This window comes from Delftia sp. WSY_7, assembly GCF_043104845.1.
Classification (GTDB): Bacteria; Pseudomonadota; Gammaproteobacteria; order Burkholderiales; family Burkholderiaceae_C; genus Comamonas; species Comamonas tsuruhatensis.
In genome coordinates, this window is sequence record NZ_JBICLB010000034.1 from 776,928 (window position 1) to 802,667 (window position 25,740).

General features: G+C 67.5%; 22 protein-coding genes. All 22 read left to right on the top strand.

Annotated features, from left to right (window positions below; translation table 11 throughout):
- Positions 1-89 precede the first annotated feature (89 nt).
- Positions 90-950 carry a diaminopimelate epimerase gene (gene dapF / locus ACF8ME_RS18310; protein WP_034366282.1) on the top strand — a complete coding sequence of 287 codons (861 nt, stop codon included), beginning with the start codon at positions 90-92 and terminating at the stop codon, positions 948-950.
- Positions 947-1,660 (top strand): DUF484 family protein, encoded by a 714-nt coding sequence (locus ACF8ME_RS18315; protein ID WP_016448045.1) that lies wholly within the window; start codon positions 947-949, stop codon positions 1,658-1,660. Before dapF ends, ACF8ME_RS18315 begins: the two co-directional genes overlap by 4 nt.
- A gap of 14 nt (positions 1,661-1,674) precedes the next feature.
- Positions 1,675-2,763, top strand: a complete 1,089-nt coding sequence (locus ACF8ME_RS18320; RefSeq protein ID WP_277849410.1) for a tyrosine recombinase XerC — start codon at positions 1,675-1,677, stop codon at positions 2,761-2,763.
- A gap of 134 nt (positions 2,764-2,897) precedes the next feature.
- Complete coding sequence (locus tag ACF8ME_RS18325) at positions 2,898-4,013, top strand: GTP-binding protein (protein ID WP_017407136.1); 1,116 nt, start codon at positions 2,898-2,900, stop codon at positions 4,011-4,013.
- 530 nt (positions 4,014-4,543) lie between these two features.
- Positions 4,544-5,038, top strand: a complete 495-nt coding sequence (dksA, locus tag ACF8ME_RS18330; protein WP_016448042.1) for an RNA polymerase-binding protein DksA — start codon at positions 4,544-4,546, stop codon at positions 5,036-5,038.
- Positions 5,039-5,083: 45 nt separating this feature from the next.
- Entirely contained in the window at positions 5,084-6,868 is a 1,785-nt protein-coding gene (locus ACF8ME_RS18335) for an STAS domain-containing protein (RefSeq protein WP_034366288.1), read from the top strand.
- A gap of 69 nt (positions 6,869-6,937) precedes the next feature.
- Entirely contained in the window at positions 6,938-7,483 is a 546-nt protein-coding gene (gene hslV / locus ACF8ME_RS18340; RefSeq protein WP_016448040.1) for an ATP-dependent protease subunit HslV, read from the top strand.
- 105 nt (positions 7,484-7,588) lie between these two features.
- Positions 7,589-8,908: an ATP-dependent protease ATPase subunit HslU gene (hslU, locus tag ACF8ME_RS18345; RefSeq protein WP_193616008.1), complete on the top strand. Its 1,320-nt coding sequence runs from the start codon at positions 7,589-7,591 to the stop codon at positions 8,906-8,908.
- Positions 8,909-9,278: 370 nt separating this feature from the next.
- A complete protein-coding gene (mraZ, locus tag ACF8ME_RS18350) occupies positions 9,279-9,707 on the top strand; it encodes a division/cell wall cluster transcriptional repressor MraZ (protein WP_026062826.1) in 429 nt (142 codons plus the stop codon).
- A 15-nt stretch (positions 9,708-9,722) separates the two neighbouring features.
- Positions 9,723-10,652 carry a 16S rRNA (cytosine(1402)-N(4))-methyltransferase RsmH gene (rsmH, locus tag ACF8ME_RS18355; protein WP_034366292.1) on the top strand — a complete coding sequence of 310 codons (930 nt, stop codon included), beginning with the start codon at positions 9,723-9,725 and terminating at the stop codon, positions 10,650-10,652.
- Between the two features lie 37 nt (positions 10,653-10,689).
- Positions 10,690-10,974, top strand: coding sequence for a cell division protein FtsL (ftsL, locus tag ACF8ME_RS18360; protein WP_012203393.1), 285 nt, complete (start codon positions 10,690-10,692; stop codon positions 10,972-10,974).
- Complete coding sequence (locus ACF8ME_RS18365) at positions 10,971-12,719, top strand: penicillin-binding protein 2 (RefSeq protein WP_013804112.1); 1,749 nt, start codon at positions 10,971-10,973, stop codon at positions 12,717-12,719. Before ftsL ends, ACF8ME_RS18365 begins: the two co-directional genes overlap by 4 nt.
- The gene (locus tag ACF8ME_RS18370) at positions 12,716-14,245 is read left to right on the top strand and encodes a UDP-N-acetylmuramoyl-L-alanyl-D-glutamate--2,6-diaminopimelate ligase (RefSeq protein ID WP_392417717.1); all 1,530 of its coding nucleotides are present in this window, start codon (positions 12,716-12,718) and stop codon (positions 14,243-14,245) included. The genes ACF8ME_RS18365 and ACF8ME_RS18370 overlap by 4 nt, the downstream gene beginning before the upstream one ends.
- Entirely contained in the window at positions 14,242-15,657 is a 1,416-nt protein-coding gene (murF, locus tag ACF8ME_RS18375; RefSeq protein WP_392417719.1) for a UDP-N-acetylmuramoyl-tripeptide--D-alanyl-D-alanine ligase, read from the top strand. Before ACF8ME_RS18370 ends, murF begins: the two co-directional genes overlap by 4 nt.
- On the top strand, positions 15,648-16,826 hold the full coding sequence (mraY, locus tag ACF8ME_RS18380) for a phospho-N-acetylmuramoyl-pentapeptide-transferase (protein ID WP_016448034.1): 1,179 nt from the start codon (positions 15,648-15,650) through the stop codon (positions 16,824-16,826). The genes murF and mraY overlap by 10 nt, the downstream gene beginning before the upstream one ends.
- A 4-nt stretch (positions 16,827-16,830) precedes the next feature.
- Positions 16,831-18,792, top strand: a complete 1,962-nt coding sequence (murD, locus tag ACF8ME_RS18385; protein ID WP_046983934.1) for a UDP-N-acetylmuramoyl-L-alanine--D-glutamate ligase — start codon at positions 16,831-16,833, stop codon at positions 18,790-18,792.
- Positions 18,793-18,797: 5 nt separating this feature from the next.
- On the top strand, positions 18,798-20,063 hold the full coding sequence (ftsW, locus tag ACF8ME_RS18390; protein WP_017404612.1) for a putative lipid II flippase FtsW: 1,266 nt from the start codon (positions 18,798-18,800) through the stop codon (positions 20,061-20,063).
- A complete protein-coding gene (gene murG, locus ACF8ME_RS18395) occupies positions 20,060-21,151 on the top strand; it encodes an undecaprenyldiphospho-muramoylpentapeptide beta-N-acetylglucosaminyltransferase (protein ID WP_016448031.1) in 1,092 nt (363 codons plus the stop codon). Before ftsW ends, murG begins: the two co-directional genes overlap by 4 nt.
- Positions 21,148-22,581, top strand: a complete 1,434-nt coding sequence (murC, locus tag ACF8ME_RS18400) for a UDP-N-acetylmuramate--L-alanine ligase (RefSeq protein WP_016453132.1) — start codon at positions 21,148-21,150, stop codon at positions 22,579-22,581. The genes murG and murC overlap by 4 nt, the downstream gene beginning before the upstream one ends.
- Entirely contained in the window at positions 22,578-23,555 is a 978-nt protein-coding gene (locus tag ACF8ME_RS18405; protein ID WP_017404614.1) for a D-alanine--D-alanine ligase, read from the top strand. Before murC ends, ACF8ME_RS18405 begins: the two co-directional genes overlap by 4 nt.
- Positions 23,552-24,352 (top strand): cell division protein FtsQ/DivIB, encoded by an 801-nt coding sequence (locus ACF8ME_RS18410; protein WP_016448028.1) that lies wholly within the window; start codon positions 23,552-23,554, stop codon positions 24,350-24,352. The genes ACF8ME_RS18405 and ACF8ME_RS18410 overlap by 4 nt, the downstream gene beginning before the upstream one ends.
- A gap of 84 nt (positions 24,353-24,436) precedes the next feature.
- Positions 24,437-25,666 carry a cell division protein FtsA gene (gene ftsA / locus ACF8ME_RS18415; protein WP_012203404.1) on the top strand — a complete coding sequence of 410 codons (1,230 nt, stop codon included), beginning with the start codon at positions 24,437-24,439 and terminating at the stop codon, positions 25,664-25,666.
- The last annotated feature ends 74 nt before the right edge of the window (positions 25,667-25,740 follow it).

Sequence of the window (25,740 nt, forward strand, 5' to 3'; positions counted from 1 at the left end):
GCCGGAGACGCAGGCGGCTGGATGGCGGTCTGCACCAGGGCATGCCCCGGATTGCGCCATGAGGCTGCCGTGCAGGGGATAATCGCGGGATGCAGATCCGCTTTACCAAGATGCAGGGCGCTGGCAACGATTTCGTGGTCCTTGACGAAACCGCCGGCCCGCTGGGCCTGAGCGCAGCCCAGTACCGCTTTCTGGCCCACCGCCAATTCGGCGTGGGCGCCGACCAGATCCTCACGGTGCGGCCCTCGCCCGCCGAAGGCATCGACTTCGAATACGTGATCCACAACGCCGACGGCGGCGAGGTCGAGCAGTGCGGCAACGGCGCGCGCTGCTTTGCCCGCTATGTGCACGACAAGGGACTGACGGACAAGTCCGTCATCCGCGTGCAGACGCTGGCCGGCCTCATCGCCCCCGAGCTGCATGCCGATGGCCGCGTCACCGTGGACATGGGCCAGCCCGTGCTGGAGCCCGCCCTGGTGCCCTTCGATGGTGCAGGCCTGGTTCCCCGCCCGCTGGGTGCGGCGCAGCAATGGCCCCTGCAGCTGGGCGACGAGGCCACGGTCTGGATCGCCCCCGTTTCCATGGGCAACCCGCATGCGGTGCAGCTGGTGGACGATGTGGACCATGCGCCCGTGGCCACCTGGGGCCCGCTGATCGAGCGCCATGCGCGCTTTCCCCAGCGCGTCAATGCGGGATTCATGCAGATCGTCGATCGCGGCCAGATCCGGCTGCGTGTGTACGAGCGCGGTGCCGGCGAGACGCTGGCCTGCGGCACGGGCGCCTGCGCGGCCGTGGTGGCCGGCATCCGCTGGGGGCTGCTCGACGCGCGCGTCGATGTGCGCACCCGCGGTGGCCGGCTGACCATCGAGTGGGACGGCGGCGCAGTGCGCATGACCGGCCCCGCAGAGTTTGTTTTTGAAGGACAGATCGAGGTTCCCGACCAGCCATGAACAGCACTACCGATATCGCCGTCACCGAAGAGACGATTGCCGACTACCTGCTGAACCATCCGGAATTCTTCGAGCGCCACGCCGAGATGCTCGCGCGCGTGCAGCTGGTCAGCAGCCACAGCCCGCGCACCGTCAGCCTGCAGGAACGCCAGGCCGAGATGCTGCGCGAGAAGATCAAGGGCCTGGAGCACCGCATCATGGACATGATGCGGCACAGCAGCGAGAACGCCTCCATCGCCGACAAGCTGCACGCCTGGAGCTGCGCCCTGGCCAAGGTCCAGGACCTGCGCGAACTGCCCCATGCGCTGACGGCCAGCCTGCAGCATGTCTTCGAGGTGCCCCAGGTGGCCCTGCGCCTGTGGAACGTCTCCGGCGCGCAGACCAGCAGCATCTACACCATGGGCGTCAGCGACGATGCCAAGTCCTTCGCTGCCTCGCTGACCATGCCGTTTTGCGGCCCCAACATGGGCTTCGAGCCCGGCGGCTGGCTGGTCGATCCCGACGCGGCCCAGTCCCTGGCCCTGCTCACCCTGCACGATGGCGACCCCGGCAACCCGGCCCATGCCTTCGGCATGCTGGTCCTGGGCTCGCCCGATCCGCTGCGCTTCGAGGCCACCATGGGCACGGAATTCCTCTCGCGCATCGCGGCCCTGGCCAGCGCGGCCCTCTCGCGCATGCGGCCCGTGGCGCTGACCCTGGCGCGCGGCTGATCGGCTGAAAGCCCATGCCGGGGGCATCGGACAGGGACGGGCTCCCGGAAGGCGGCCTTCCGGCAGAGGATCTGGAGGCAGAGGACCTGGCGCTGCTCCCCTCCGCCGTCCATGCCTATCTGGAGCATGTGCGCGTGCAAAAGCGCCTGGCTGACCGCACCTGCGAGCTCTATGCGCTGGACATGGCCCGGCTGTGCGCCATGGCCCGCGACGCCGGCCTGGATCTGCTGGCGCTGCAGCCCGCCCACATCCGCCGTTTCGTGGCCCGGATGCATTCCCGGGGCCGCAGCCCGCGCGGCATTGCGCTCATCCTGTCTGGCTGGCGCAGCTTCTTCCGCTGGGCGGCCCAGCAGTCGCTGGTGCCTTTCAATCCTGTGGAGGGCGTGCGCGGCCCCAAGGCCCCCAAACCCCTGCCCAAGGCATTGGGCGTGGATGACGCCGTGCAGCTGGCCGCCTTCAGCAACGCCGATGCCGACCCCTGGATCGAGGCGCGCGACGCCGCCATCACCGAATTGCTGTACAGCTGCGGCCTGCGCGTGGGCGAGCTGGTAGGCCTGGACGTGGCGCCCGGCCAGGACACGCAGCGCCAGGGCCGTGGCTGGATAGACCTGCAGTCCGCCGACGCCCACGTGCAGGGCAAGGGCGGCAAGCGCCGCACCGTGCCCGTGGGAGCGGCCGCGCTGCAGGCGCTGCAGCGCTGGCTGGCCCTTCGGGAAACGGGTCTTGCGGGGGCGGCCGCGCAGGCTGCGCAGCACGAACCCGCCCTTTTCATCGGCCGGCGCGGCGAGCGCCTGGGCGCGCAGTCGGTCTGGGCGCGGCTGCGCCAGCGCGGGCAGCAGTCCGGCCTGTCGGCCGGTGTCCATCCCCATGTGCTGCGGCATTCGTTCGCCAGCCACATGCTGCAGTCCAGTGGCGATCTGCGCGCCGTGCAGGAGCTGCTGGGCCACGCCAGCATCTCGACCACGCAGATTTACACGCGCCTGGATTTCCAGCATCTGGCCCAGGCCTACGAGAGCGCCCACCCGCGCGCGCGCCGCAAGAGCGGCGACAGCAGGCAAGTCGGCGAAATCGGCGAAACCCCTGAAAAGGACAACCTCGAATAAAAAGGGCCAAGCCCTCTGGCAAAACAGCACTTGACAGGCTCGCTAAACTTATTCGGAACGTCTTTTCGACAAGGCCCGTCCATGGTGGACGGGCCTTGCTGCTTCCCTTTGCTGAATTTTCTGAAAGCAATCCCATGGCACTGATTCCCGTCACCATCCTTACCGGCTTCCTGGGCTCGGGCAAGACCACGCTGCTCAAGCGCGTGCTCAGCGAGTCCCACGGCATGAAGATCGCCGTGATCGAGAACGAGTTCGGCGAGGAAAACATCGACACCGACATCCTCAGGACGGAGTCCAAGGAGCAGATCCTGCAGATGAGCAACGGCTGCATCTGCTGCACCATCCGCGAAGACCTGCGCGAGACCCTGCAGCTGCTGGCCTCCAAGCGCCGCAAGGGCCTGGTGGAGTTCGACCGCATCGTGATCGAGACCACGGGCCTGGCCGATCCCGGTCCCGTCGCCCAGACCTTCTTCATGGACGACGAGATCGCCGAGACCTATCTCATCGACTCCATCCTGACCCTGGTCGACGCCAAGCACGCCAACCAGCAGCTGGACGACCGCCAGGAAGCGCGCCGCCAGGTCGGCTTTGCCGACCAGCTCTTCCTGTCCAAGACCGACCTGGTCAGCGAGGACGAGAAGAACGCGCTCATCCACCGCCTCAAGCACATGAATCCGCGCGCGCCCATCCGCGCCGTGCATTTCGGCGAAGTGCCCCTGAACGAAGTCTTCGACCTGCGTGGCTTCAACCTCAATGCCAAGCTGGACATCGATCCCGACTTCCTCAAGGAAGACGATCACGACCACGGCCATGATCACAAGCACGAGCATGGCGAGCACTGCAGCCATGACCACGAGCATGACGAGAACTGCGGGCACGACCACGCCCACAGCCACGCCCATGACCACGAGCACGGCGAACACTGCAATCATCCTCACCACCATCATCACGATGACGACGTCAAGAGCTTCGTCTACCGTGCCGACCGCGCGTTCGACCCTGCCCGCCTGGAGGACTTCCTGGGCGCCATCGTCAACATCTATGGCCCGCGCATGCTGCGCTACAAGGGCGTGCTGAACATGCAGGGCACGGAGCGCAAGGTCATCTTCCAGGGGGTGCACCAGCTCATGGGCAGCGACCTGGGACCGCAATGGGCCGAAGACGAAAAGCGCCAGAGCAAGATGGTCTTCATCGGCATCGACCTGCCCCAGGACATCTTCCTGCAGGGCCTGGAGCAGTGCCTGGTCTGAGCCGTCTGTGAACTTTTGTGAGGAATCACATGGTTTTTGCTGACATCTGATTGACGCAGGAGCCGCCCGCATCTGCAGGCGGTTCCTCTGCTTTCATGTGGGGTATGTGCAACGGCTTGCGCTCCTGTAGAGCATCGATACAATCGCGCCCCTGAAGAGAGCCCCCAAGCCCAATGGACTGCCCCGCAGGGGTCGCCCATACCGTGAGGAGACAGCAAGTGAGCGCCGAATCCAGCAAGAAGCCGTCAGTGGTCGCCCAGGCCCCGGCTGCAAGCCAGAAGGCCGCGGTCCGCACTGCGGTCGGCGTCGTCGACCTGGCCTCCCGCGCCGGCTGGAAAAGGGCTCTTTGCACGCACGGCCGCCGCACGGCCTGGATTGCCGCACCCCGCCGCAAGGGGAAGCCGGCAGGTTCCGCAACTGCGGCGATCGGCTGTCCTACATGGCATTCGACCCGGGCGCCTCGATTGACAGTACCATCCATGGCCCCGTCCGATGCCCCCGGCTCGGACTAAGTTAGCGAAACCAACACTATGCCTACCACTACGCAAACGCCTTCGTCGGGATCGACGAAACGAGACCCCAAGCTGGCCAATGCCTGGAAGACCAAGTCGGCGGAGGAGCTGACGGATGCCGAAGTGCTGGCCATGTCCGATGACGACTACATGAATGAGAAGCAGATGGCGTTTTTCCGCCTGAAGCTGCTCACTCTCAAGCACGACATGCACACCAACGCGGGCGAGACGGCAGAAAACCTGCGCGAGGACACCGTGGTGGTTCCCGATCCGGCCGACCGCGCCACCATCGAGGAAGAGCACGCGCTGGAACTGCGCACCCGCGACCGCGAGCGCAAGCTGCTCAAGAAGATCGAGCAATCCATTGCACGCATCGACGCAGGCGACTACGGCTACTGCGACGAAACCGGCGAGCCCATCGGCGTGGGCCGCCTGCTGGCCCGTCCCACGGCCACGCTGTCGCTGGAGGCCCAGCAGCGACGCGAGCTCAAGCAGAAGATGTACGGAGATTGAGTTGCGGCAACGGCCTTCGGAACGGTGGTGCTAATCTGATTCGCCATGGCAAAAGAAGAGAGCAGCAAATCGGGAGGGTTGTTGTCCAAGGTGGTGCGCTTTGTGCGCCACCCGACGGTCAATTGGTCCGATCTCGACGGCCTCGACGCTGACCAGGAGAGCCAGTACAGCAAGCAGGCGCTCAAGGAAATGATCGAGCGCAAGCGCCGCAACGACTTCGTACGCAAGCGCGAATTCGACCAGCTGCGCCGCCTGCGCCAGGCCGAGTTGCAACAGGCCTCCCGGCCGGGCAGCGCATCTGTCGGTGTCGGCGTGCCCGGACCGGCTGCGCAGGGCTCGCAATTCCTCAGCAGCCTGCTGAGCTCCAAATCCTCCGGCGAGCGCGCCGTCACGCTCAAGAAGATCGACGAGATCGAGGCCCAGATGTCCCAGCAATGGTGGCGGGGCAAGCAGGCGGCCGATGCAACCACCATTCCCATGGCGCTGCCCGCTGGCGGCAACCCCGCGCCGGCGTCGTTTCGCAAGCAGCCGCCGCCGGGCCAGATCCCCATGCTCAGCGACGTGGTGCCTGCGGCCATCGCCTCGGCCGGCGATGTGGCGGCCTTTGCCACCACCTTGCCCATGAGCCTGGCACCTGCGCCGCAGGTGCCGTCCGTCTCCACGGCTCCCCTCATGGATTCCATGCCCATGGCCCGCCCCCTGCGGCCATTGGAAGGGGCCACCGATTTTCTGCCCGCCTTCGCGGCCACCGAGGTCTCTGCCCCGCAGCCCATGGACATGGTGCCGCCATCCTTCGTGGTGTTCGAGCACGATCCCGACCTCGAAGAGCCGGCCATCCTCTTTGCCAATGGCGACGTGGACGGCGCCGAGCAGGGCATGCTGGAGCTGATCGAGCGGCGCGATGTGCCTGCGCAGCTGCCGGTCTGGCTGGCCTTGCTGGACCTGTACCGCGCGGCCGATCGCCCGCTGCAGTTCGACAAGGCCGGCATTGAATTCGCGGCGCGCTTCGGCCGCTCCGCTCCCCAGTGGTTCGCGATGCCGCAGCAGCGCACCGCCGCGATGGCGCCCCTTCCCGGCGCAGCGGCAGGGCGCGGCTGGCGCTGGAGTGCTCCCGCCCAGGTCACGCCCAGCGCCGTCACGGCGCTGAAGGCCTCCCAGGCCAAGGCCGCCGGTCCCTGGACCCTGGACTGGGCTGCCGTGACCCACATCGACGAGGCGGCAGCCACCGCCTTGGAGGCGCTGCTTCAGCAATGGGCCGATTCCCAGGGCGTATTCGTGCTGCTCAACGCGGACCGGCTGCAGGCGCTGCTGGGCGCGCTGGCTCCGTCGGGCGACTCCGCTGTGGATACGCTGTGGTGGCGCCTGCGCATGGCCGTGCTGCGCCTGATGAACCGGCAGGATGATTTCGAGCTGGTGGCCCTGGACTACTGCGTGACCTACGAAGTCTCGCCACCTGCATGGGTGGACCCGGTCTGCCAGTGCCTGACGCAAGCCGTCGAGTCCGGCGGTGCACAAGCCCCTGTGCAGCCGGGCGCTGCCGCCCCGGCGGATACCGTGCGATTTGCGCTGTCCGGCACCATCGAAGGCGATGCCTCCACCTGGCTGGACCCGGTGCAGGAAGGCGCCAGCCTGGGCGAGCCGGTGTTCATCGACTGCACCCAGCTGGTGCGCATGGACTTTGCGGCGGCCGGCTCCGTGCTCAACTGGGCGGCCCACATGCAGTCGCTGGGCCATGTGCTGCAGTTCGGCCAGCTGCACCAGCTGGTGGCCGTATTCTTCAATGTGATCGGCATCCAGGAGCATGCGCAGGTAACGCCGAGACGGGACTGACCTGCCGAGCGGCGGCATTCTTTGGAGGGGCTCTTGAGAAGACGGGAGCCGCCCTCATCTGGCACCGCTATGGAACAGTATCACGGCACCACCATCATCAGCGTGCGCCGGCAGACCCCCGAAGGCGTGCAGGTCGCCATCGGTGGCGATGGCCAGGTCACATTGGGCAACATCGTCGTCAAGGGTACGGCGCGCAAGGTGCGCAAGCTCTACCACGGCAAGGTGCTGGCCGGCTTTGCCGGCGCCACGGCCGACGCCTTCACGCTGTTCGAGCGCTTCGAGGCCAAGCTGGAAAAGCACCAGGGCCATCTGACGCGCGCGGCCATCGAGCTGACCAAGGACTGGCGCACCGACCGCGTGCTGCGCCGGCTGGAGGCCATGCTGGCCGTGGCCGATGCATCGGCCTCGCTGATCATCACCGGCAACGGCGATGTGCTGGAGCCCGAGCAGGGCATCGTGGCCATCGGATCGGGTGGCGCCTACGCGCACTCGGCGGCCAAGGCGCTGCTGACCAACACCGAGCTGTCGGCGGAGGAGATCGTGCGCAAGTCGCTGGCGATTGCCGGCGAGCTGTGCATCTACACCAACATGCATCACACGGTCGAGACGCTCTGAGACCCTCGCGGCGCGGGCGGTTCTTGCCCGGCCATTGAAACGGATAGCCGCCAGCGGCCAGGTAACGGAAGCGGGGCTGGCGGCGCAATGCTTCGAATACACACCATGTCCTCTGCCATGACCCCCCAGGAGATCGTCTCCGAACTGGACCGCCACATCGTCGGCCAGACCGGTGCCAAGCGCGCCGTGGCCATCGCTTTGCGCAACCGCTGGCGCCGCCAGAACGTGGCCGACGGCCTGCGCCAGGAAATCACGCCCAAGAACATCCTCATGATCGGCCCCACCGGCGTGGGCAAGACCGAGATCGCGCGCCGCCTGGCGCGGCTGGCCGATGCGCCCTTCATCAAGGTCGAGGCCACCAAGTTCACCGAAGTGGGCTACGTGGGCAAGGACGTGGACGCCATCATCCGCGATCTGGCCGAGGTCGCCGTCAAGCAGACGCGCGAGGCCGACATGAAGAAGCTGCGCCTGCGCGCCGAAGACGCTGCAGAGGACCGCATCCTCGACGTGCTCGTGCCCCAGGCCCGCAGCGGCGAGGTGGCTGCCGACAGCACGGCCCGCCAGGTCTTTCGCAAGAAGCTGCGCGAAGGCCAGCTCGACGACAAGGAAATCGATATCGACGTGGCCGACGCGCCGCCTCAGGTGCAGATCATGGGCCCGCAGGGCATGGAGGAGATGGCCGAGCAGCTGCGCGGCATGTTCAGCCACATGGGCCAGGAAAAGCGCAAGACGCGCAAGCTGCGCATTGCCGAGGCCATGAAGCTGCTGACCGACGAGGAAGCGGCCAAGCTCGTCAACGAGGAAGACGTGCGCACGCGCGCCATTGCCAATGCGGAGCAAAACGGCATCGTCTTCATCGACGAGATCGACAAGGTCGCCACGCGCCAGGAAAGCAGCGGCTCCGACATTTCGCGCCAGGGCGTGCAGCGCGACCTGCTGCCCCTGGTCGAGGGCACCAGCGTCTCCACCAAGTACGGCGTGGTCAAGACCGACCACATCCTGTTCATCGCCTCGGGCGCCTTCCACCTGTCCAAGCCCAGCGACCTCATCCCCGAGCTGCAGGGCCGCTTTCCGATCCGCGTGGAGCTGGAGTCGCTGTCGGTCCAGGACTTTGAGGCCATCCTCACCCAGACCCATGCCTCCCTGGTCAAGCAGTACCAGGCGCTGCTGGCCACCGAAGGCGTCACGCTGGAGTTCACGCCCGAAGGCATCACCCGGCTGGCCGGCATCGCCTTCGAGGTCAACGAGCGCACCGAGAACATCGGCGCGCGCCGCCTGTCCACCGTGCTCGAGCGGCTGCTGGACGAGGTCAGCTTCGATGCGGCCAAGCTTTCGGGGCAGACCGTCACCATCGACGCGGCCTACGTGGACCAGCGCCTGCAGTCCCTGAGCCAGGACGAAGACCTGTCTCGCTTCATCCTCTGAAGCCTGCCCCGGCGGCCGAGCGGCCGCCATCGAAGTGACTGCCCGCATTGCCGGGCAGTCACTTTTTGTAGGAGGCCGGCCCGAGTTGCACCCCGTCGCCAGCGAATTGAATCGTTGCAATTGCCTGCCGGGATTGAGAGTTCACTTGCAATCACTCCCCTAAGTGCTTGTAAAGTCTCGGTTTTTTGTCATCACTCACATTGCATTCGATCTCTAAGTTGTTGATTTCATTGCAAATAATTGTCCATTCCCGGGTTGTGAAACACCAAATTGCTGCTACAGTGCAAAAAAGTGCAATTAAGTGGTGAAAGTTGCCTTTGTGCCCCGATTTCCGGGACGCGATGGCTCCAACCGACCGGGGTGACTGACCGTGTTTCAAGGGGCGTCCTCGCTGAATCTCGATGGCAAGGGGCGGCTGTCTGTGCCGACCCGGCATCGTGACGCCCTCCTGGCCATGGCGCAGGGCCAGGTCACCCTCACCAAACACCCCCATGGTTGCCTGATGCTGTTCCCGCGCACGGAGTGGCTGCAGTTCCGCGAGCGGATCGCGCAGCTGCCCATGTCGGCGCAGTGGTGGAAGCGCATCTTCCTGGGCAACGCCATGGACGTGGACATGGATGCCACCGGCCGTGTGCTGGTGTCGCCCGAGTTGCGCGACGCCGTGGGTCTGACCAAGGAGGTCGTGCTGCTGGGCATGGGCAACCATTTCGAGCTGTGGGACAAGGCCACTTATGAGGCACATGAAGCGAAGGCCATGCAGGAAGAGATGCCTGCGGCCTTCCAGGATTTTGCTTTCTAGGAAAGAGGCGTTCTCTTGAATCAGCCGTTGCAACACATCACCGTTTTGCTCGACGAGGCCGTCGATGCGCTGCTGGGCGGCGCCGCGCAGCCCGTTGCCGGGCAATGGGTGGACGCGACGTTCGGGCGAGGCGGGCATTCCCGGCGCATCCTCCAGCGGCTAGGGCCGGGCGGGACCTTGCTGGCGTTCGACAAGGACCCGGACGCGATCGAAGAGGCAGCGCGCATCACCGATGCGCGTTTTTCGATTCGGCACGAAGGGTTTCGCCACCTGGGCGAGTTGCCGGCCGGCAGCGTGCAGGGCGTGCTGATGGACCTGGGGGTGAGCTCTCCCCAGATCGACAACCCCGAGCGTGGCTTCAGCTTCCGCTTCGAGGGTCCGCTGGACATGCGCATGGACACCACGCGCGGTCAGAGCGTGGCGGACTGGCTGGCGGAAGCCGATGCCCAGCAGATTGCGGAGGTGATACGTGACTACGGCGAAGAACGGTTTGCTGGCCCCATTGCAAAGGCGATTGTTGCTCGGCGCGAAAGCCAGGGGCCCCTTCGCAATACCGCGGAGCTTGCCGAGCTCGTGGCTGGCGCGGTCCGGACCCGCGAGGCTGGGCAGAACCCAGCGACACGCACATTCCAGGCTCTTCGGATTTTCATCAATGCCGAGCTTGAAGAACTCGAACAGGCGCTAGAGGCCAGCCTGCGCGTGCTCGCGCCGGGCGGGCGCCTGGTGGTGATCAGCTTCCACTCGCTGGAAGACCGCATCGTCAAGCAGTTCATTGCCAGGCATTCCAAGGAAGTCTATGACCGGCGCGCACCCTTTGCCGCGCCCACACCCATGCGCCTTGAAGCCCTGGGCCGCATCAAGCCCAGCGAGGCCGAGGTCGCCGCCAATGCACGTTCGCGCTCGGCCGTGATGCGCGTGGCCCGCCGCACCGAGGTGCCTGCATGAAGCGCACGCACCGTCTGGCGCAAGAGGAGGGCGTGGCATGCTGCGCCTGAACCTCGTGCTGCTGCTGGCGGTGATGGCCAGCGCCATCTTCCTGGTGCACAACCAGTACGAGTCGCGCCGGCTGTTCACCGAACTGGACCGCGCCGTGGCCGAATCGCGCCGCCTGGCCACCGAGCAGCAGCGCCTGCAGGTGGAAAAGCGCGCCCAGGCCACGCCACAGCGCATCGAGGTCATGGCGCGCGAGCGCCTGCAGATGAAGCCGGCCACGCCGGCCATCGCCCAGTACGTCAATGACGATGCGCGCACGGGAGTGGCTCCATGACGCGCAGCGTGCTCTACACCTCCAGCCCCTTGCTGGCGTCCAAGACACCCCTGTGGCGCAGCAAGATGATCGTGGCCATGCTGGGCCTGGGCTTTGTCGGCCTGGGCGCGCGCGCAGCCTACGTGCAGGTGTTCGGCAACGACTTCTTCCAGCGCCAGGGCCAGGTGCGTTTTGCGCGCACGCTGGAGTTGCCGGCCAACCGCGGCCGCCTGCTGGACCGCAATGGACTGATCCTGGCCTCCAGCGTGCCGGCCGCCAGCATCTGGGCCATTCCCGAAGATGTCGAGCAGGATGACCCCGAGGTCAAGGCCAAGCTCAAGCAGCTGGCCGCGCTCATGGAGATGCCGCTGCCCGCGCTGATGGAAAAGCTGGCCGACGAGGACAAGACCTTCGTCTGGATCAAGCGCCAGCTCGACTGGGACGTGGGCCAGCAGATCCATGCCCTCAACATCAAGGGCATCTACCAGCGCAAGGAATACAAGCGCCAGTACCCGGAAGGCGAATCGGCCGCCCACATCGTGGGCTTCACCAATGTGGAAGACCATGGCCAGGAAGGCATGGAGCTGGCCTTCGACAAGGAGCTGGGCGGCAAGCCCGGCTCGCGCCGCGTGATCAAGGACCGCCTGGGCCGCGTGGTCGAGGGCGTGGGCGAGGAAGTGCCGCCTCAGGACGGCCGCGACATCCAGCTGTCCGTGGACAGCAAGGTCCAGTACTTCGCCTACCAGAAGCTCAAGGAGCAGGTCATCGCGCACAAGGCCAAGGCGGGCAGCGTGGTGGTCATGGATGCACACACCGGCGAATTGCTGGCCCTGGCCAACTACCCCAGCTACGTGCCCGACAAGCGCAAGAACCTGACGGGCGAGCAGCTGCGCAACCGCGCCATCACCGACACCTTCGAGCCCGGCTCGACCATGAAGCCCATCACCATCGGCCTGGCGCTGGAGTCGGGCCGCTTCAAGCCGGAAACGCCCATCGACACCACGCCGGGCCGCGTCAACGTCACGGGCTCGACGATTTCCGACACCCACAACTACGGCCTGCTCACCGTGGCCGGCGTGATCCAGAAGTCCAGCAACGTGGGCACGACCAAGATCGCCCTGCAGATGCCGGCCAAGGAAATGTGGGAAACCTTCTCGGCCGTGGGCTTCGGCCAGAAGCCGCAGATCTCCTTCCCCGGCGCCGCCAGCGGTCGCCTGCGTCCCTACAAGACCTGGAGGCCGGTGGAGCAGGCCACCATGGGCTATGGCTACGGCCTGTCTGCCAGCCTGCTGCAGATGACGCGCAGCTACACCGTCTTTGCCAACGGCGGGCGCGTGATCCCGGCCACCATGGTCAAGACCGACGAGCCGCCCGTGGGCGTGCCCGTGTTCTCTCCGCGCACGGCCAACGAGGTGCGCAAGATGCTGGCCCTGGCGGCCGGCCCCGGCGGCACGGGCCAGCGCGCCCAGACCATCGGCTACTCGGTGGGCGGCAAGTCGGGCACGGCCCGCAAGCAGCAGGGCAAGGGCTATGCCGCCGGCAAGTACCGCGCCTGGTTCACGGGCATGGCGCCCATCGAGAACCCGCGCATCATCGTCGCCGTGATGGTGGACGAGCCCAGTGCCGGCACCATCTACGGCGGCACCGTGGCGGCACCCGTGTTCAGCGAAGTGGTGCAGCAGACGCTGCGCCTGATGGGCGTGCAGCCCGATATGGAAGTCAAGCCCTTGATCGTCGCCAATCCCGTGGAGGAGCCCTCGCTATGAGTTCCTCCCAAGCCCTGCTGATGCTGTCGTCGGCCACCGAGGCTGTCCAATGGCTGGCCGCCCGCCTGCAAGGCAGCGGCACGCTGCAGACCGACAGCCGCAAGGTCCGGCCCGGCGATGCCTTCATTGCCTGGCCCGGCGCGGCCACCGATGGCCGCGCCCATGTGGCCTCGGCCCTGGAGCGCGGCGCCGTGGCCTGCCTGGTCGAAGCGCAGGGCGTCGAGCGCTTCGGTTTTTCCGGCGAGCACATCGCGGCCTTGCCTGGCCTCAAGGCCGCCACGGGCCTGATCGCCGACCAGTGGTTCCAGCATCCCAGCGCCCGGATCGACGTGCTGGCCGTCACCGGCACCAACGGAAAGACCACCACGGCCTGGTGGCTGGCGCATGCGCTGGCCCAGGTGAAGCTGCAGGAACGCAGCGGCTGCGCCCTGGTGGGCACGCTGGGCGTGGGCATCCCGCCCGCCCTGGAATCCACGGGCATGACCACGCCCGACCCGGTGCGGCTGCAGCGCGCATTCCGCGAGTACGCCGATGCGGGCCTGGCGGCCTGCGCCATCGAGGCCTCGTCCATCGGCATCGTCGAGCACCGGCTGGACGGCACGCGCATCCGCGTGGCGATGTTCACCAATTTCACGCAGGACCATCTCGACTACCACGGCAGCATGCAGGCCTACTGGGATGCCAAGGCCGCGCTGTTCGACTGGCCCGGCCTGCAGGCCGCCGTCGTCAATGTGGACGACGCGCACGGCGCGCGCCTGTGGGCCACGCTGCAGTCGCGCCCATCCTCTGCCGCGCTCGATGTCTGGAGCATTTCCATCGAAGGCGCGGCGCGCCTGCAGGCCAAGGACATCGCGCTGGGCGCCGAGGGCCTGAGCTTCACCGTGATCGAGGCCGGCCACAGCCTGCGCATGCACACGCGCATGGTGGGCCAGTACAACGTATCCAACCTGCTGGGTGTGCTGGCAGCGCTGCGCTGCCTGGGCCTGAGCCTGGACCAGGCCGTCGCTGCCTGCGCCCACCTGGAGCCCGTGCCCGGCCGCATGCAGCAGATCGTCCAGCCCGGCCAGCCGCTGGTGGCCGTGGACTACGCCCACACGCCTGACGCGCTGGACAAGGCCCTGCGCGCCTTGCGCCCGGCCGCCGAGCAGCGCCAGGGCCGGCTGTGGTGCGTGTTCGGCTGCGGTGGAGACCGCGATGCCACCAAGCGGCCGCTCATGGGGCAGGCCGCCCAGAAGAATGCCGACTGCGTGCTGGTCACCAGCGACAACCCGCGCAGCGAAGTGCCCGACCGCATCATCGACCAGATCCTGGCCGGCATGCAGCCGGGCGAGAACCTGCAGTCCCAGGCCGATCGCGCGGCGGCCATCGCCCAGGCGATCGCGCACGCCAGCGAACGCGACGTGGTGCTGATCGCCGGCAAGGGACATGAGGACTACCAGGAGACGGCAGGCCAGCGCCATCCGTTCTCCGACATGGCCGAGGCGCGCAAGGCGCTGGCGGCCCGTGAAGGAAAGAAGCGGTCATGATGACCTTGCAACAAGCGCTGGAGCTGACCCAGTCGCATATCCCCCAGGCACGGCTGGTCGGCAACGGCCAGACCGTGCTCACGCGCGTGCACACCGACACCCGCACGCTGCAGGCCGGGGATCTGTTCGTCGCCTTGAAGGGCGAGCGTTTCGATGCCAACCAGTTCCTGGTCCAGGCCCGCGAGGCCGGTGCCGCCGCAGCCCTGGCCCATGGCGGCCTGGAGGCTGCAGGCCTGTCCGGCATCGAAGTGCCTGATTCGCTGGCCGCCCTGGGCGCGCTGGCCACGGCCTGGCGCGCGCGCTTCGCGCTGCCGCTGATCGCCGTCACCGGCAGCAACGGCAAGACCACGGTCACGCAGATGGTGGCCTCCATCCTGCGTGCCCATGCGGGCGAGGCGGCGCTGGCCACGCGCGGCAACTTCAACAACTCCATCGGCCTGCCGCTGAGCCTGATGCGCATGACCGGCCAGCACCGCGTGGCCGTGCTGGAGATGGGCATGAACCATCCCGGCGAGATTGCCGAGCTGGCCGCCATCGGCCAACCCACGGTGGCCCTGGTCAACAACGCCCAGCGCGAGCACCAGGAATTCATGCACACGGTCGAGGCCGTGGCGCGCGAAAACGGCAGCGTGCTGCTGGCCCTGCCCGCCGACGGCGTGGCCGTGTTCCCCGCAGGCGACACCTACACGCCGCTGTGGCGTGAGCTGGCGGGCGCCCGCCAATGCCTGCTGTTCGGCGAGTCTGGCGACGGCGCCCATATCCACGCGCGTGACGCGCTGTGGCTGGGCGATGCCTGGCAGTTCACCCTGGCCACGCCCGAGGGCGAGGCGCCGGTGCGCCTGCACATCGCCGGCCGCCACAACGTGCGCAACGCGCTGGCCGCAGCGGCCTGCGCCCAGGCTGCCGGCGTGCCGCTGGCCGACATCGCACGCGGCCTGAGCGTGTTCGAGCCCGTGCAGGGCCGCTCGCGCGCGCTGAGCGTTTCGGTGCAAGGCCGCCCGGTCACCGTGATCGACGACAGCTACAACGCCAATCCCGATTCGGTGGCCGCGGCCATCGAGGTGCTGCGCGAACTGCCCGCTCCCCAGCTGCTGGTGCTGGGCGACATGGGCGAGGTCGGCGACCAGGGGCCGCAATTCCATGCCGAGGCGGGCGCGCTGGCGCGCAGCCTGGGCATTGCCCGGCTGTTCACGCTGGGCGCGCAAAGCACATCCGCCGCCACCGCATTCGGTGCAGGTGCCCGGCATTTCGAAGACATGGCCTCGCTGCAACAGGCAGCCTGTGCCGCGCTGCCCGAGGTGGGTAGCATTCTGGTCAAGGGTTCGAGGTTCATGAAGATGGAGCAGGTGGTTCAGGCGGTCGAGGCGGCCGGCAAGGATGACGGTTGCAAGAAGGAGGCCGCATGCTGCTGATGCTGTCCCAATGGCTGCAGGGCCTGTCCCCCGAGTTCGGCTTTCTGCGCGTCTTCCAGTACCTCACGATGCGCGCCGTGATGGCCGCGCTCACGGCCCTGGTCATCGGCCTGCTGGCCGGGCCGCGCCTGATCCGCATGCTGACCTCGCTCAAGATCGGCCAGCCCGTGCGCGGCTACGGCATGGAAACCCATCTGGCCAAGAGCGGCACGCCCACCATGGGCGGGGCGCTGATCCTGCTGTCCATCGCCGTGTCCACGCTGCTGTGGTTCGACCTGTCCAACCGCTTCGTCTGGATCGTGCTGCTGGTCACCCTGGGCTTCGGCACCATCGGCTGGGTCGATGACTGGCGCAAGGTGGTCAACAAGGACCCCGAGGGCATGCGCTCGGGCGAGAAGTATTTCTGGCAGTCCGTCATCGGACTGCTGGCCGCGCTCTACCTGGTGTTCTGCATTTCGGAGAACACCAATGCCCAGGTCTTCGAGCTGTTCGTGACCTGGGTGCAGTCGGGCTTTTCGCTGGACCTGCCGCCCAAGGCCGGCCTGCTTGTTCCCTTCTTCAAGGAAGTCAGCTACCCGCTGGGCGTGCTCGGCTTCGTGGTCATGACCTACCTGGTCATCGTGGGCGCCAGCAATGCGGTGAACCTGACCGATGGCCTGGACGGCCTGGCCATCATGCCCGTGATCATGGTGGGCTCGGCCCTGGGCATCTTTGCCTACGTCACCGGCAACGCCGGCTACGCCAAGTACCTGCTGTTCCCGCACATCCCGGGCTCGGGCGAGCTGCTGGTGTATTGCGCGGCGATGGCCGGAGCGGGTCTGGCCTTTCTGTGGTTCAACGCCCATCCGGCCCAGGTCTTCATGGGCGACGTGGGCGCGCTGGCGCTGGGCGCTTCGCTGGGCACCATCGCCGTGATCGTTCGCCAGGAAATCGTGCTGGCCATCATGGGCGGCATCTTCGTGGTCGAGGCGCTGTCGGTGATGCTGCAGGTCACCTGGTTCAAGTTCACCAAGAAGCGCTATGGCGAAGGCCGTCGCCTGCTCAAGATGGCGCCGCTGCACCACCATTTCGAGAAGAGCGGCTGGAAGGAAACCCAGGTCGTGATCCGCTTCTGGATCATCACCATGCTGCTGTGCCTGCTGGGCCTGTCCACGCTGAAGCTGAGGTGAGTCCATGAACACCGAAGACTTCAAGACCGAACCTCCTGCGCTGCCGGCTGGCGAGCCCGCTGTCCCGGCGCTGCATGCCGAACTGGCCAAGGGGGCCGACTTTGCCTCGGAGTCTGCCGGCGAGCGGGCGGACGAGCCGGTCGCGGATCCGGTCCTGGACGATTCGCCGGCTGCGGCTCTGGAAGGCGCAGAGCAGCCGCTGGCTGCGGAGCCTTCGCAGGCGCTCGGGCTTGAGGCAGCCCCGGCCCCTGCGGCGATGACCGAGCCTGTGCCCGACATCTCCACGCTGACGGCAGCCAGGGATGCCGCTGCCTTCGTGGCCCAGATCTTTGCCGACCCCAGCATCTCGGATTCCTCCGACGCCGAGGTCACCCCGGTCGCCACCGAAGAGGCGGTTGAAGCCGAACAGGTACTGCCACCCGTGGCTGCCGGCTGGCCCGGCGAGCAGGCCCAGCACCTGCAGGGCCAGCGCGTGCTCATCCTGGGCCTGGGCGCCTCGGGCCTGGCCATGGCGCGCTGGTGCGTGCGCTGCGGCGCCGAAGTCATCGTGGCCGATACGCGGCAGGCGCCGCCCCAGCTGCAACAGCTGTCCGCCGAACTGCCCCAGGCGCGCTTCGTGCCCGGAGATTTCACGGCCCAGCTGGTGGACGGCCAGAGCCTGGGGCTGGTCTACCGCTCGCCCGGCCTGAGCCCGGCCGCCGTGGCGCCCGTGGTCGACACGGCCCGGGCCCAGGGCCTGCCCGTGGGCGGCGAACTCGATCTCTTCGCCATGGCGCTCAAGGCCCTGGCCGCAGCCCATGGCTACCGTCCCACCGTGCTGGGCATTACCGGGACCAATGGCAAGACCACGGTCACCTCGCTGACCGGCCAACTGCTGGAGCATGCCGGCCTGCGCGTGGCGGTGGCGGGCAATATCGGCCCCACGCTGCTGGACACGCTGACCCAGGCCATCGATGCCGAAACGCTGCCCCAGGCCTGGGTGCTGGAGCTGTCCAGCTTCCAGCTCGATGGCGTGCAGATGTTCGAGCCCACGGCCGCCGCCGTCCTCAATATCACCCAGGACCACCTGGACTGGCACGGCAGCCTGCGCGCCTATGCCGATGCCAAGGCCTGTATCTTCGGCAGCAGCGGCATCATGGTGCTCAACCGCGAGGACCCCGAGGTCATGCGCATGCTGCCGGCACCCGTGGTGCCGCCGGGCAAGCGCCAAAAGCCCCAGCAGCGCGCCCACATCACCTTCGGCGGCGACATGCCGCGCCGCCCCGGCGACTTCGGTCTGGAAGTGGTCAGCGGCATGACGTGGCTGGTGCGCGCCCATGAGGCCGACGAAACCGCCAAGGGCAAGAACGCCGAAGACCTGTACATCCAGCGCCTGATGCCCGCCGACGCGCTGCGCATCCGCGGCCGGCACAACGCCATCAATGCCCTGTCCGCCCTGGCCCTGGCCAGCGCGGGCGGCTGCACGCTGGCGCCCCTGCTCTACGGCCTGCGCGAGTACCGGGGCGAGCCTCACCGCGTCCAGCCCATCGGCCGCGTCAACGGCGTGGAGTACTACGACGACAGCAAGGGCACGAACGTGGGCGCCACCGTGGCCGCGCTGTCGGGCCTGGGGCCTGACCACCGCATCGTGGTCATCCTGGGCGGTGACGGCAAGGGCCAGGATTTCTCTCCGCTGGCCGCACCCGTGTCGCGCCACGTGCGCGCCGCCGTGCTGATCGGCCGCGACGCGGGCCGCATCCGCGCTGCGCTGCAGGACTGCGGCGTGCCCCTGGTCGATGCCACCACCATGGCCGATGCCGTGGAGCTGGCCGCCTCGCGCGCCCATGAAGGCGACGCCGTGCTGCTGTCGCCCGCCTGCGCCAGCCTGGACATGTTCCGCAACTACGAGGACCGGGCCCACCAGTTCGTCGATGCCGTGCGCGCGCTGGCGCTGGATGCCGGGCATGAACTCGGAGGTGCTGCATGAGCGCGATGAACGCCATGAACCAGGCCCTGGGCCGCATGCGCTCCTGGTTCGGAGGCGCGCAGGAAAAGGCCATCGACGTGCTGCCCGTGCGCCTGGGCGGTCCCCAGTACCACCGGCCCACGCAGACGCCGGCCAGCGTGCTCGGCCTGGACCAGGCCCTGATCTGGGTGGTCATAGGCCTGCTGGCCTGGAGCCTGGTCATGGTGTATTCGGCATCGATCGCCATGCCGGACAATCCGCGCTTCGGCAAGATCGCGCCCACCCATTTCCTGATGCGCCATGCCATGTCCATAGGCATGGCCTTCGTCGGCGCGCTGCTGGCCTTCCAGGTGTCCATGGCCACCTGGGAGCGCATGGCGCGCAAGCTCTTCCTGGTGTCCCTGGTCCTGCTGGTGGCCGTGCTGATCCCGCACGTGGGCACCGTGGTCAACGGCGCGCGGCGCTGGCTGTCCCTGGGCATCATGAACTTCCAGCCGTCCGAGCTGGCCAAGTTCGCCGTGCTCATCTATGCGGCCGACTACATGGTGCGCAAGATGGAGGTCAAGGAGCGCTTCTTCCGCGCCGTGCTGCCCATGGGGCTGGCCGTGGTGCTGGTCGGGGTGCTGCTGCTGGCCGAGCCCGACATGGGCGCCTTCATGGTGATCGTGGTGATCGCCATGGGCATCCTGTTCCTGGGCGGCGTGAACGCGCGCATGTTCTTCCTGATCGCGGCCCTGGTGGTGCTGGCCTTCGTGCTCATCATCGCCACCTCCGAATGGCGGCGCGAGCGCATCTTTGCCTACCTCAATCCCTGGGATGAAAAGCATGCCCTGGGCAAGGGCTACCAGCTGTCGCATGCGTTGATCGCCATCGGGCGCGGCGAGATCTTCGGCGTGGGCCTGGGCCGCAGCGTCGAAAAGCTGCACTGGCTGCCCGAGGCGCACACCGACTTTCTGCTGGCCGTGATCGGCGAGGAATTCGGCCTGGTCGGCGTGCTCCTGATCGCCGTCACCTTCCTGTGGCTCACGCGCCGCATCATGCTCATAGGGCGGCAGGCCATTGCGCTGGACCGGGTGTTCTCCGGCCTGGTGGCCGAGGGCATTGCGATCTGGATGGGCTTCCAGGCCTTCATCAACATGGGCGTGAACCTGGGCGCGCTGCCGACCAAGGGACTGACGCTGCCCCTGATGAGCTTCGGCGGGTCGGCCATCCTCATGAATCTGATAGCGATAGCGGTGGTGTTAAGGGTGGACTACGAGAACAAGTTGCTGATGAAGGGAGGGCATGCATGACGCAGTCCACCTCTCAAGGCACGCAACGCCAGCGCACGGCCCTGATCATGGCCGGCGGCACGGGCGGCCATATCTTCCCGGGCCTGGCCGTGGCCCAGGCGCTGCGCGAGCGCGGCTGGAACGTGCGCTGGCTGGGCGCCCCCGGCTCCATGGAGTCGCGCATCGTGCCGGCCCAGGGCTTCCCGCTGGAGACCATCGAGTTCTCGGGCGTGCGCGGCAAGGGCATCATGACCCTGGCCTTTTTGCCCATGCGCCTGCTGCGTGCCTTCTGGCAGGCGCTGGCCGTGGTGCGCCGCGTCAAGCCCGACGTGGTCGTGGGCCTGGGCGGCTACATCAGCTTCCCCGGTGGAATGATGGCCGTGCTGGCCGGCAAGCCCCTGGTGCTGCATGAGCAGAACTCCGTGGCCGGCATGGCCAACAAGGTGCTGGCCAGCGTCTCCCACCGCATCTTCACCGCCTTCCCCAACGTGTTCCCCAAGGGCCGCTGGGTCGGCAACCCCTTGCGCCAGGCCTTCACCGAGCAGCCCGCGCCCGAGCAGCGCTTTGCGGGCCGCAGCGGACCGCTGCGCCTGCTGGTGGTGGGCGGCAGCCTGGGCGCCAAGGCGCTCAACGAGATCGTGCCGCAGGCGCTGGCCCTGATTCCGGCCGATGTGCGCCCCGTCGTGCTCCACCAAAGCGGCGCCGCACAGATCGACGCCCTGCGCGCCAACTACGCGGCGGCAGGCGTGCAGGCCGAGCTGACGCCCTTCATCGACGATACGGCGCGCGCCTTTGCCGAGGCCGATGTCATCGTCTGCCGCGCCGGTGCCAGCACGGTCACCGAGATCGCGGCCGTGGGCGCAGCCGCCATCTATGTGCCTTTCCCGGCCGCCGTGGACGACCACCAGACCGCGAACGCGCGTTTCCTGGTCGATGCCGGTGGTGGATGGTTGATGCAACAAAGCGCACTGACTGCCCAAAGCCTGGCCGAAATGCTACAAAATATGCAGCGTGCGACGCTGCTGGAGCGCGCTGGAAAAGCCAAGAAAATGCAAAAGACCGAAGCCACCGCCGAGGTGGTCGCCGCCTGTGAGGAACTGGCCGCATGAAGCACGCCATTCATCACATCCATTTCGTCGGCATCGGCGGCGCCGGAATGAGCGGCATCGCCGAGGTGCTGCACAACCTGGGTTACGCCGTCTCGGGCTCGGACCTGTCCGACAGCGCCACGCTGCGCCGGCTCGCAGGCCTGGGCATTGCCACCCACGTCGGCCATGCGGCCGCGAACATCGAGGGGGCTGACGCCGTCGTCACCTCCACCGCCGTGCAGTCCGACAACCCCGAGGTGGTCGCTGCGCGCACGCACAAGATCCCCGTCGTGCCGCGTGCACTCATGCTGGCCGAGCTGATGCGCTTCAAGCAGGGCATCGCCATCGCAGGAGCCCACGGCAAGACCACGACCACCAGCCTGGTGACCAGCGTGCTGGCCGAGGCCGGGCTGGACCCGACCTTCGTCATCGGCGGCAAGCTCAACAGCGCGGGCGCCAACGCCAAGCTGGGCCAGGGCGACTACATCGTGGTCGAGGCGGACGAGTCCGACGCCTCCTTCCTGAACCTGCTGCCCGTGATGGCCGTCGTCACCAACATCGACGCCGACCACATGGAAACCTACGGCCATGACTTCGGCCGGCTCAAGGGCGCCTTCGTCGACTTCCTGCACCGCATGCCGTTCTACGGCCGCGCCATCGTCTGCGTGGACAGCCCGGCCGTGCGCGAGATCCTGTCCCAGGTGGCCCGCCCCGTGACCACCTACGGCTTTGCCGAGGACGCCCAGGTGCGCGCCCTCAACGTGCGCGCCGAGGCCGGCCGCATGCATTTCACGGTGCGCCGCAGCAACGGCCAAAGCTATCCCGACCTGGACGTGGTGCTGAGCCTGCCGGGCGAGCACAACGTGCTCAACGCGCTGTCGGCCGTGGCCGTCGCCATGGAGCTGGAGATTGCCGACGAGGCGCTGCTGCGCGCCTTCGAAAGCTTCAAGGGCGTGGGCCGGCGCTTCCAGCGCTATGGCGAACTCCCTGCAGCGGACGGTGGCATCTTCACCGTCATCGACGACTACGGGCACCACCCTGTCGAGATGGCGGCCACGCTGGCTGCTGCGCGCGGCGCCTTCCCGGGCCGCCGCCTGGTGCTGGCCTTCCAGCCGCACCGCTACAGCCGCACGCGCGATTGCTTCGAGGATTTCGTCAAGGTCATCGGCCTGGCCGATGCCGTGCTGCTGACCGAGGTCTATGCGGCCGGCGAGGCGCCGGTGGTGGCGGCCGATGGCCGCTCGTTGGCGCGCGCCCTGCGCGTGGCCGGCCGGGTCGAGCCGGTCTTTGTGGAAGACGTTGCCGAGCTGCCGGCGGCCCTGGCCGCCCACGCCCGCGATGGCGACGTGCTGTTGTGCATGGGGGCCGGCTCGATTGGCGCCGTGCCCGGAAAGTTGGTTGAAATGCTTCAGAAACAAGAGCTGCAGGCGCAGCAGGGAGCTGCGCAATGAGCAGCTTCGGCACCCAGATCGATGTCAAGGCCCTGGGCAAGGTGGCCGTGCTGTTGGGCGGCCGCTCGGCCGAGCGCGAGGTCTCGCTGATGTCGGGCACGGGCGTGCTCAAGGCCCTGCTGTCGCAGGGCGTGGATGCCCATGCCTTCGACCCCGCCGAGCGGGACCTGGGCGAGTTGAAGAAGGACGGTTTCGACCGCTGCTTCATCGCGCTGCATGGCCGCTACGGTGAGGACGGCACGGTGCAGGGCGCGCTGGAGCTGCTGGGCATCCCGTACACGGGCCCCGGCGTGATGGCCTCCAGCATCGCCATGGACAAGATCATGACCAAGCGCATCTGGCGCTTCGAGGGTCTGCCCACACCCGACTGGCGGCTGGTCGCCAGCGCCGACGAGACCCGCGCCGCGCTGCAGGCGCTGGGCGCGCCCATGATCGTCAAGCCCTCGCGCGAGGGCTCGACCATCGGCCTGACCAAGGTCTGGACAGCCGAGGAATGCGAGCAGGCCTATGTGCTGGCCTCCCGGTACGACCCCGAAGTGCTCTGCGAAGAGTTCATCGAAGGCGACGAGACCACCTGCCCCGTGCTCGGAACCGGCGAGGGCGCCCACGCCCTGCCCGTGATCCGCATCGTCGCGCCCGAAGGCAACTACGACTACCAGAACAAGTACTTCACCGACGACACCCAGTACCACTGCCCCAGCGGCCTGCCTGCCGAGGAAGAGGCCGAGATCCGGCGCATCGTCGTGCGGGCCTTCCGCACGCTGGGCTGCCGCGGCTGGTCGCGCGCCGACATCATGATCCGCGCCAGCGACCGCAAGCCCTTCCTGCTGGAGATCAACACCTCGCCGGGCATGACGGGCCACTCGCTGGTGCCCATGTCGGCCCGCGCCATCGGCGTGAGCTACGAGAACCTCTGCCTGGGCATCCTGGCCAGCGCCGCGCTGGACGCGCAACCGGAGCAGGAGCACGCATGAGCTACTCCCTGCCGGCCCCCTTCGACGTCAAGCTCATGAACGTGACCGCCACGGTCCTGTTCGTGGGCGTGGCTGCGCTGGGGCTGGCAGCGGTGAGCTGGTGGGCGCTGCGCCATCCGGCCTTCAATATCGGCCGCATCGTGGTCGAGGGCGAGCTGGTGCACAACAACGCGGTGACGCTGCGCGCCAATGTGGCGCCGGTGCTCACGGGCAACTTCTTCACCGTGGATCTCAAGGCCGCCAAGGCGGCGTTCGAGCAGGTGCCCTGGGTGCGGGAGGCGCAGGTGCGCCGCGACTATCCCAACAGCCTGCGCGTCATCCTGCACGAGCATGTGGCCGAGGCCTTCTGGGGGCCTGATTCGGGCACCGGCCTGGTCAACAGCTTCGGCGAGGTCTTCGAGGCCAACCTGGGCGAGCTGGACCGCGACGGCCTGCCGCGCCTGCAGGGCCCAGAGGACAGCGCCCCGCAGATGCTGCAGATGTACCGGCTGCTGGTGCCGGCGCTGGGGCCGCTGGATGTGGAGATCGACGGGCTGACGCTCAATGCGCGCGGCAGCTGGCAGCTCAGGCTGGCCAACGACGCACAGATCGAACTGGGTGGCGGCAGCGTGGAGGCCGTGCTGCAACGCGTGCAGCGCTTCGTGCGCACGCTGCCCCAGATCACGACCCAATACAAGCGCAAGGCCGACGCCATCGAGTCGGCCGACCTGCGCTACGAAGACGGATATGCGCTGAGGCTGCGCGGTGTGACCACCGGCACGGCCAAGGCGCCGGCTGCAGTGCGTCCCCGACGCTGAAGACGAGGGAGGACAGACCTATGTACATGCACACCAAGCAGCGACACAGCGACAGGACAGAACCAACCGGGGGCGGATGCTGATATGGCAAGAGAATACAAAGATGTGATCGTCGGACTGGACATCGGCACGGCCAAGGTCATGGTCGTGGTCGCCGAGGTCCTGTACAACGGCGAACTCAAGCTCGCAGGCCTCGGCGTGGCCCCGAGCAACGGACTCAAGCGTGGCGTGGTGGTCAACATCGACGCCACGGTGCAGAGCATCCAGCAGGCGCTGAAGGAGGCCGAGCTGATGGCCGACTGCAAGATCCAGCGCGTGTGCACCGGCATCACCGGCAGCCACATCCGCGGCCTGAACTCCAGCGGCATGGTGGCCATCAAGGACAAGGAAGTCACGGCCACCGACGTGGCGCGGGTGATGGAGACGGCCAAGGCCATCAACATCTCCTCGGACCAGCGGCTGCTGCTGGTCGAGCCGCAGGAATTCGTGATCGACGGCCAGGAAGTGCGCGAGCCCATCGGCATGAGCGGCATCCGCCTGGAGGCCAAGATCCACATCGTCACGGGCGCGCAGAGCGCGGCCGAGAACATCATCAAGTGCGTGCGCCGCTGCGGCCTGGAGGTCGAGCAGCTGCTGCTCAACCCGCTGGCATCGAGCCAGGCCGTGCTCACCGATGACGAGCGCGAGCTGGGCGTGGCCGTGGTCGATATCGGCGCGGGCGCCACCGACGTGGCCATCTTCACGGGCGGCGCCATCCGGCACACGGCCGTGATTCCCATCGCGGGCGACCTGATCACCAGCGACATCGCCATGGCGCTGCGCACGCCCACCAAGGACGCCGAGGACATCAAGGTCGAAAGCGGCTATGCCAAGCAGCTGCTGGCCGACCCCGACGCCCAGGTCGAAGTGCCGGGCCTGGGCGACCGCAGCCCGCGCATGATCAGCAAGCAGGCGCTGGCCGGCGTGATCGAGCCGCGCGTGGAAGAGATCTTTTCTTTGGTGCAGCAGGTGGTGCGCGATTCAGGCTACGAGGAAGTGCTGTCCTCGGGCATCGTGCTGACCGGCGGCAGCGCCGTCATGCCGGGCATGGTGGAACTGGGCGAGGACATCTTCCTCAAGCCCGTGCGCCGCGGCATCCCCAAGTATTCGAGCGCATTGGCTGACATGGTGGCTCAACCCCGCGCCGCCACCGTGATGGGATTGCTCGAAGAGGCCCGCCTGGCTCGCCTGCGCGGTTTCAAGGTGGCACAAAAGAGTGGGTCGATGAAGACCGCTTTTGGCCGTTTCAAAGACTTCATCGTGGGGAACTTTTGATATGTGCTTTCATCGACTGCGCATTACCGGCCCGCCCACCGGCTTCCGAATACCGGACAGAAGACAGAATTTTC

Bases quoted from the DNA above. Each gene is read 5' to 3' on its own strand.
- dapF (WP_034366282.1), top strand. From the start codon at position 90: ATGCAGATCCGCTTTACCAAGATGCAGGGCGCTGGCAACGATTTCGTG.
- ACF8ME_RS18315 (WP_016448045.1), top strand. From the start codon at position 947: ATGAACAGCACTACCGATATCGCCGTCACCGAAGAGACGATTGCCGAC.
- ACF8ME_RS18320 (WP_277849410.1), top strand. From the start codon at position 1,675: ATGCCGGGGGCATCGGACAGGGACGGGCTCCCGGAAGGCGGCCTTCCG.
- ACF8ME_RS18325 (WP_017407136.1), top strand. From the start codon at position 2,898: ATGGCACTGATTCCCGTCACCATCCTTACCGGCTTCCTGGGCTCGGGC.
- dksA (WP_016448042.1), top strand. From the start codon at position 4,544: ATGCCTACCACTACGCAAACGCCTTCGTCGGGATCGACGAAACGAGAC.
- ACF8ME_RS18335 (WP_034366288.1), top strand. From the start codon at position 5,084: ATGGCAAAAGAAGAGAGCAGCAAATCGGGAGGGTTGTTGTCCAAGGTG.
- hslV (WP_016448040.1), top strand. From the start codon at position 6,938: ATGGAACAGTATCACGGCACCACCATCATCAGCGTGCGCCGGCAGACC.
- hslU (WP_193616008.1), top strand. From the start codon at position 7,589: ATGTCCTCTGCCATGACCCCCCAGGAGATCGTCTCCGAACTGGACCGC.
- ftsL (WP_012203393.1), top strand. From the start codon at position 10,690: ATGCTGCGCCTGAACCTCGTGCTGCTGCTGGCGGTGATGGCCAGCGCC.
- ACF8ME_RS18365 (WP_013804112.1), top strand. From the start codon at position 10,971: ATGACGCGCAGCGTGCTCTACACCTCCAGCCCCTTGCTGGCGTCCAAG.
- ACF8ME_RS18370 (WP_392417717.1), top strand. From the start codon at position 12,716: ATGAGTTCCTCCCAAGCCCTGCTGATGCTGTCGTCGGCCACCGAGGCT.
- murF (WP_392417719.1), top strand. From the start codon at position 14,242: ATGATGACCTTGCAACAAGCGCTGGAGCTGACCCAGTCGCATATCCCC.
- mraY (WP_016448034.1), top strand. From the start codon at position 15,648: ATGCTGCTGATGCTGTCCCAATGGCTGCAGGGCCTGTCCCCCGAGTTC.
- murD (WP_046983934.1), top strand. From the start codon at position 16,831: ATGAACACCGAAGACTTCAAGACCGAACCTCCTGCGCTGCCGGCTGGC.
- ftsW (WP_017404612.1), top strand. From the start codon at position 18,798: ATGAACGCCATGAACCAGGCCCTGGGCCGCATGCGCTCCTGGTTCGGA.
- murG (WP_016448031.1), top strand. From the start codon at position 20,060: ATGACGCAGTCCACCTCTCAAGGCACGCAACGCCAGCGCACGGCCCTG.
- murC (WP_016453132.1), top strand. From the start codon at position 21,148: ATGAAGCACGCCATTCATCACATCCATTTCGTCGGCATCGGCGGCGCC.
- ACF8ME_RS18405 (WP_017404614.1), top strand. From the start codon at position 22,578: ATGAGCAGCTTCGGCACCCAGATCGATGTCAAGGCCCTGGGCAAGGTG.
- ACF8ME_RS18410 (WP_016448028.1), top strand. From the start codon at position 23,552: ATGAGCTACTCCCTGCCGGCCCCCTTCGACGTCAAGCTCATGAACGTG.
- ftsA (WP_012203404.1), top strand. From the start codon at position 24,437: ATGGCAAGAGAATACAAAGATGTGATCGTCGGACTGGACATCGGCACG.